Origin of the sequence: Psychrobacter sp. Ps1 (assembly GCF_022129425.1) — a bacterium.
Classification (GTDB): domain Bacteria; phylum Pseudomonadota; class Gammaproteobacteria; order Pseudomonadales; family Moraxellaceae; genus Psychrobacter.
Genome location: NZ_JADQAN010000041.1, coordinates 1 through 6,412 on the forward strand (window position 1 = coordinate 1; position 6,412 = coordinate 6,412).

A 6,412-nucleotide genomic window follows, 5' to 3' on the forward strand; every position below is an offset into this window, starting at 1 on the left:
TGTATTTCTCGCATCGTCTCAATAGATGCGGTATTGTAACTATTATTTAGGGCTTATCCAATTGAAGACACGCCCTAGCATAGTTTTCCTATAAGTAGTTTTTAAATTCAAAAATAATGTCAGCAAGATAAATGCTTTTACGTTGATTTAGACCCATCATCATACCCCTCAACGAAATACTTGAATTTGTCCTTTAACCAAGCAATATCTTGATGCTTTGATCTCTCAATTAGTTGAAATATAGTCTCTTCAACTTCCGTCATTGGGAAGCTATGTTCTATCGCTTGCATGATTAGGGAATGATCGGTAGTTTCGATATTGTCATCACCGATGATGAGCTCTTCATAGAGTTTTTCACCTGATCTTAAGCCTGTGAATATAATCTCTATATCACCATTAGGGTTGTCAATCGTCTTCGTCCTATGCCCACTTAGATGAATCATGCGACGGGCCAAATCGACGATCTTGACGGGTTCACCCATATCTAAAACGAATACTTCACCGCCTTTTGCCATCGCCCCTGCTTGGATCACTAGGTTTGCTGCCTCGGGGATAGTCATAAAGTAACGTGTGACGTCAGGGTGAGTAACTGTGATCGGTTTACCTTGCTCTATTTGTTTCGTAAAGACAGGTACTACCGAGCCTGATGAGCCAAGTACATTGCCGAAACGCACCATACTGATCACAGTATGATCCGTATTTTGACTAAGCCCTTGACAGACTAACTCTGCTAAACGCTTAGAAGCTCCCATTATATTGGTAGGCCTGACTGCTTTATCAGTAGAAATAAGTACAAAGGTATCGACCTTTGCTCGTATAGCCGCACGCGCACAGTGATACGTGCCTTTACTATTATTGATAACGCCCTCAAAAGGGTTATGCTCTACGATGGGAACGTGTTTGTATGCCGCAGCATGATAAACTGTCTGTATCTGATAAGCGTTAAATACACGCAACAAGTTATCTTCATTGGTCACATTACCAATAATGGCAACGACTTCAATATTCTCATAATCCTTGTTATTTGCCTTCTTCGCGGTCAGCTCTTGATCTATAGTATAAAGCGCATATTCAGAAAGTTCATATAGTACTATACATTTGGGCTTATTTTTAATAACTTGACGGCACAACTCGCTACCAATAGAGCCGCCAGCGCCAGTAATAAGTACACTTTTACCCATTATATTACGCTGCAGAAGCTCAATATCTGGCTCAACCGTTTGCCGATTCAGTACGTCTAAGATATCAACTCTGCGCATACTACTAACCGTTACTTTTTCTTCAGCGATCTCTTCTAAACTAGGCAGTTCTTTAATTTTAATAGAAATACCTTCTAGTCTATCAATAATTTGGCGTTTGCGCGCACGGCTAATTGAAGGAATCGCTAAAAATACTTGCGCCACATCTAATTTACCTACTAATCTAATTAAGTCGGATGCGGCATGGATTTTTTTATCGAGTAAGTAAGCGCCTGTTAGCTGTGGATCGTCGTCAACATAAGCCACCACATTATATTTATGAGAATTCTTTAGCCCTTCTGATAGCTCTCGACCAGCCTCTCCTGCACCATAAATAATCACATTATCATAATCATTATCGTCTATATCACGCTTTTGATTTTTTCCCTGTGCGCGAGTCAATAACTCACGGATAGTTAGTCTGCTATTCCATAACCATATAAAGAATAAAAATAAAAATATAATAGGTACAGAGCGTGGTATATATGGAAAGACATCAAAAGTGATAATGACTTCATATAAAATAATCAGCAAAAAAAATAACTGCGAAACATTTGCCATGACGGCATCAAAGAAACCTCTAGCCACACCTTTATAAAACCCTATTGCATATAACCCTATGATAGGGATAATGGCATAACAACATAGTGCCAATAGACCGATATGATTACCAAGATAACCATGCCGTAAAGATAAGGCTAGAAATAAACAAATCAAAGACAATATAATATCTGTACTAAGCAAAATAGCACGCTTAACACTACGAGGTAACGACAACAAGTATTCAGCTATACGTTGTAACCAACCATTTTTACTGTTCAATGATTGGCACCTGTTTTTTGGTTCTGATTTTATGAACATAACACACAACTACTTAAAGGGGATTAATTTAGGTAAGAACTCTAAACAGCTAATCAATTATTATTACCATAAGCATAACTATAATGGTAACTATATTTGCTCATAATCCCTTGTTGTACATCGTTGAGAATAATACCATCAACTTGTATATTGGCTTTATTCATCTGATTGACCGCATAAACCAACTGTCCTTCTATCGAGTCATCGTATCTTGTGACCATTAACACTTTATCAGCATGCTGCGCCAATATCATGGCGTCAGAAGCAGCCAATATTGGCGGTGAGTCAATAATAATATAATCATAATGCGGGTTTAACTCTGTCATTAAATGATCAAAACTGCCATTAGCCAATAATGAGGCGGGGTTACGTGGATGCTGACCTCTTGGCATAAAGTCAATATTATCTATCGTTGTGGGGTGGATAAAACTCGACAATTCACTTGATGTTTGTGTAGCATCACTACGCTGCAATAAGCATTCTGCAAGACCGTTGTTTTTATCCATACTGAACATCTTGTGCAGCTCACCCATGCGCATATCAGCGTCTATAACCAATAGCTTTTTATTCAGTTGAGCAAACACCTCTGTTAAATTTGCACTGATAAAGGACTTACCGACGCCCGGACTTTCACCAGTAATAAGGATAACGCGAGCTCGTTGACCGGCTTTTCCTTCTTTTGGCATCCCAAACATAAGGCTTGTTCTTAGGCTCTTAACCGCTTCATAGCTCAGACTATTATTATCAACATAGGCTAATAATCGATTAGAGGCATTTTTGTTTTTACCGAGTCGCGTTAATAATGGTGAGCGTGGAATTGTCGCAAGGACAGGTATACCAGTCTTCGCTTCAAGGCGTTCAGGATCTTTAACCACGTTTCTAAGCAAGCTTTTAATCAACGCTAATATTGCGCCCAACATAGCACCCAATAACGTTGCTAATACCCAAATCTGCAGTTTTTTGGGCGCAATGGTATTAAAGGTACTGATAGGCAAGTCAATAATACGGGCGAAACCAATTTGACCCGCTTTTACTATTTTTAATTGCTCATAGTTTTTTAGCAAAGTGAGATAGATTTCTCTATTGATAGCTGTATCTTCGGATAATTGTAAAAACTCTCGTTGTACTTCAGGTAGACCGGCAATAGTATTGTCTATCTCATTTTTTCTAGCATTAAGCACCGCAAGCTGCTCATTGATTTGGATCACCAATGGATGATCTTCGGTATAATAAGTCGTGAGATCCGCTTTTTTAAGCTTTAACTCATTAAGCTGTGCGTCAATTTGCGAGTTTTCAGTTAATAATATACCCGCTTCTTGACCAACATCGATAGTTCCAGACTTTTCGCGAAATTTATTGAAAGTCCTTTCAGAATCCTCTAATTTCTTTTTTAGTGTTGGAATCTGAGTTTCCATAAACTGAATCGTTTTTGTGGTTTCTTGAGAGCCACGAGATTGGTTCTGATCGATATAAGATAAAACAATATGTCTTAATACTAAAGTTACTTGCTGCTGACGTAAACCGGTCATTGACAACTGGATAATACCTGTCTGCTGACCTTTTTCTGTGACAGTAAGGGCACTATTGATGGCGTTGGTGGTATTTTGTAATGATTGCTTCGTGATACTAATAGGGTGGGCATTAACAGGAAGATCTGCAACCGTAATCTGAATCTGACCATTTGAGCCGCTGAATTGATGTGGTTGATTAAACTGACCCTTGAACTCATCGAAACCATTACTTAATATAAAACCTGTAGCAGATCTCGTTAATGTAAATGATTTATCTAGGTAAGCTTGCGATACATTAAATTGACTGATATAAGCTTGTCCATTTTCGGTTTCAATTGCGACTCCTTCAGGAGTGTTTATTTGGGTGCTCGTAACGTTGTTTTTTATTCGATCTAAATACCCGATCGTAGGGTCAGAAAGCCGAATGCGAAGATGTAATAAGTTGACAACGGGTTCTAATATCATCCGTGACCTTATCAATTCCGCCTCTGTCTGCGCTTTACTCGCTTCTGATCCAATTAAATCTGAAATATCGCTACCTAGTGCTGAAATACCTTGAGAGTTTTGCTCGATCTGTATTAAAGCGTCTGACTTAAAAGTAGGGTTGATATATCTGCTATATAAGATACCAATTACTAAACCCAATACTGCAAAAAATACGATAATTTTCCAACCGCGTAAAATGGCAAACAGCAGCGCCATTAAATCAATATCGTCATCCTCTTGTTTAGAAGAGGGCTTTGATAAGTTTCTGGAATCTGTATTCATAACGGTATGTTCATCACTTAAGTTTATTCGTTTAAAGGTTGTATTTAATAGTAGCTATTTAGCTAACTTTATCTGCCCATTGTTCAAGACCATCAACGATATCTTGATATGCATTTTTGAAAGCACTCATATCGTGTTTATAAGGGTCAGCGATATCTTTATCCTGCCAATGACCTAACTTAAAGGTTTTCCCACGACAAAACGGCCAGCTTTCTTCAATCCACTTAGTCTGACTATCTGACATAGTGAAAATAAGGTCTGCTTTTAAAACCAACTTTTCATCAATTTGTTTTGCCACGTGATTGGTGACATCAAGCTGCTGCTTTGTCATGATTTCTAGTACCGCAGGGTCCGCAGGGTGACCGACTAATGCGCCGACGCCAGCAGAGTCAATAGCTTTATCAGGATAGCGTCGTTTTAATAAAGCTTCTGCCATTGGACTGCGACAAATATTACCGACACAAACGACCAAGATATTATCAAATGCCATGATAGCTACTCCCTATAAACCTGAAAGAGTTCTAACAGCAGAGGTTGAAGGTAGGATAGAACTAATAACACGATTCCAGCGCGTCAGACCTGTTGGGTCGACATACACGATATCATTAGGCAACATCTCAAACCGGCTAGTCAGTGGGAAGCTGGTAAGCGCTTGCATATCTACATAATATATATTTGTACGCTGATATTCAGGCTGATCGCGTACTACGTAGATTTTAGCCGCATTAGCTGTATTAGAGTTCAGTCCAGCTGACTCTCCAATTACCTGCGCTAAGCTCAATCCTTGGTCAATGATAGGTACAGGTGCAACTTTGCCAAACTCTCCCAAGACATATACTTTGTTGATATCTTCGCTACTGACACGAATAGAATCACCATCTTGGACATAAATTTGATTGGCTGATAATCCCACCTGCTGCAAAGACTGTAATCCCATACGATAATCAGTACCGTTCCTTCTCAACACGATACTGTTTGAGTTACCTTCTCTCGTCGTACCACCAGCCATAGATATTGCACTATATAACGACACAGGTTCATCGGTAATATTGAATTGACCAGGCTTGTTAACTTCACCATCGATAAAAAACTTATTACCCCGATATTCAGCAACTTTCACTTGCGGATCTGCATACTTTAGATAACGCTGTAATCGTGAACTCAAATTTGCAGTGAATTGTGGCACACTTAGCCCGCTCGCTTGTATACGACCTATCAAAGGAAACTGTATGAACCCCTGCTGATCAACAGGATAACCAGATGCTCCTGCAGCATTAATATCAGGATAGTCTACCAAAATGATACTCAATACATCAGAAGGCGCAATGCGGTAATTCATCCTATTAGACGATCGTACTAGAGTAGATAGGTTGCTACTCATTTGTGAACGAGCGATTTGCTTAGGCGGTAATGTGGCGAGCGTCAGCGGCAGTACATTAAAATCAATACCGTTGTCTGCAGTAAAAGAACCACTGGGTGGTAACTGACCAGCTTGAAGCCCGGAATTGATGGTTGTAGTAGCGCATCCATTAGACCAAAGCATCATAAGTAAAAGACTTGAGGCACTCAATAATTTAAGAGACTGTCGCATAATATAAACCTTTCGAATCATAGCAACATATCGTAACAAACAGTAGCTATTAAAAATAATCGTTATGCAAAAAAATGGGCTTCTTTTTGTATAATGCTCTATTCAAAAGGAAGCCCATTTTTTGAATGGGCCTATTTTAGCATAATTATACGTATCCTATACTCTATTTACAATTAGAGTCAAAGTGTTAATACTTTAACTCTAATTCTTATATCATTATTATTTATTTAGTTAAAATTAACTCGATGATAAGAATCTCAAGCTCTCAGATGAACTCTAAGAGATTATTGCTCTATTTTTCAAGTCTTCGGCATAGAAATTAACAGTTTCTTTATTCTTATCTGACAGTAGCAAATCCAAAAACATAATAGACCTCTTGCAAAAGTCATAAGCTAAGCTCGAAATTAACAAGACCGGCGAACAGCTTCATTCTAAGATCATAG

At 38.7% G+C, this 6,412-nt stretch carries 4 protein-coding genes; all 4 read right to left on the reverse strand.

Going from position 1 to position 6,412, the window contains the following annotated elements; genetic code table 11:
• Positions 1-137: 137 nt before the first annotated feature.
• The 4 genes from I3249_RS12770 to I3249_RS12785 all read right to left on the reverse strand — a co-directional run bounded on the left by I3249_RS12770 (position 138) and on the right by I3249_RS12785 (position 5,969).
• Entirely contained in the window at positions 138-2,060 is a 1,923-nt protein-coding gene (locus I3249_RS12770) for a nucleoside-diphosphate sugar epimerase/dehydratase (protein WP_238070206.1), read from the reverse strand.
• A gap of 92 nt (positions 2,061-2,152) precedes the next feature.
• Positions 2,153-4,378 carry a polysaccharide biosynthesis tyrosine autokinase gene (locus I3249_RS12775; protein WP_238070207.1) on the reverse strand — a complete coding sequence of 742 codons (2,226 nt, stop codon included), beginning with the start codon at positions 4,376-4,378 and terminating at the stop codon, positions 2,153-2,155.
• A gap of 58 nt (positions 4,379-4,436) precedes the next feature.
• Entirely contained in the window at positions 4,437-4,868 is a 432-nt protein-coding gene (locus tag I3249_RS12780; RefSeq protein ID WP_238070208.1) for a low molecular weight protein-tyrosine-phosphatase, read from the reverse strand.
• Between the two features lie 12 nt (positions 4,869-4,880).
• Complete coding sequence (locus I3249_RS12785; protein ID WP_238070209.1) at positions 4,881-5,969, reverse strand: polysaccharide biosynthesis/export family protein; 1,089 nt, start codon at positions 5,967-5,969, stop codon at positions 4,881-4,883.
• Between the last annotated feature and the right edge of the window lie 443 nt (positions 5,970-6,412).